Genomic DNA, 1,125 nt, shown 5'->3' on the forward strand with positions numbered 1-1,125 from the left:
CGCGGTGCAGGCGTCGGAGGACGAGGTGGCGCCGCTGCTGACCGAGCGGGTCAGCATTGCTGCCCTCAACGGGCCCACGTCGGTGGTCATCGCGGGTGATGAGGACGCGGCGCTGGAGATCGCGGCGGGCTTCGAGGCGCGGGGTCGTAAGACCAAGCGGCTGACGGTGAGCCATGCGTTCCACTCGCCGCTCATGGACGGGATGCTGGAGGCGTTCCGTGAGGTGGCGCAGGGGCTGACGTATGAGGCCCCGCGTATCCCGATCGTGTCCAACCTGACCGGCGACGTCGTGTCCGCCGAGGAGATGGCGTCGGCCGACTTCTGGGTGCGGCATGTGCGGGAGGCCGTGCGGTTCCTCGACGGTGTGCGCGCGCTGGAAGCGCAGGGCGTGACGACCTTCGTGGAGTTGGGCCCGGACGGTGTGCTCTCCGCGATGGCGCAGGAGTGCGTGACCGGCGAGGACACCGCGTTCGCCGCCACCCTGCGCAAGGGGCGGGCGGAGGCCGAGGCGGTGACCGCCGCCCTCGCCCTGCTGCATGTCCGGGGCCGGCGCCCGGACTGGGCCGCGTACTTCGAGGGCACCGGAGCCCGGCGGGTCGAGCTGCCGACGTACGCCTTCCAGCGCCAGCGGTACTGGTGGGAGGAGACCCCGGCGGCGGAGGTTGTGCCGGGTGGTGTCGTCGATGGGCGGTTCTGGGATGTGGTGGAGCGTGGGGATGTGGCCGCGTTGGCGGCGGAGTTGGCGGTGGATCCGGGGGTTTCGCTGGGTGAGGTGTTGCCTGCGTTGTCGTGGTGGCGGCGGCAGGAGTCGGTGCGTTCGGTGGTGGATGGTTGGCGTTATCGGGTGGTGTGGAAGCCGGTGGGGGTGGGTTCGGCGGCTGGTGTGGTGGGTGGTTGTTGGGTGGTTGTGGTGCCTGTTGGTGGGGCTGGTGGTGTGTGGTTGGAGGGTGTGGTGCGGGGGTTGGCTGGGCGTGGGGTTGATGTGCGGGTGGTTGAGGTGGGGGCTGGGGATCGGGCTGGGGTGGCGGGTGAGCTGCGTGCGGCGGTGGGTGGTGTGGTGGTGTCGGGTGTGGTGTCGCTGCTGGCGGTGGGCGAGGGCGAGGGTGTGGGGGAGTCGGGTTTGTT

General features: G+C 70.8%; 1 protein-coding gene. It reads left to right on the top strand.

All coding sequences use genetic code 11. The features are described from left to right. On the top strand, window positions 1–1,125 hold a 1,125-nt coding region (locus AXW62_RS08745; RefSeq protein ID WP_159060836.1), incomplete at both ends, for an acyltransferase domain-containing protein.

The sequence above is a fragment of the Streptomyces hygroscopicus subsp. hygroscopicus genome (genome assembly GCF_001553455.1).
GTDB classification, from domain to species: Bacteria; Actinomycetota; Actinomycetes; order Streptomycetales; family Streptomycetaceae; genus Streptomyces; species Streptomyces hygroscopicus.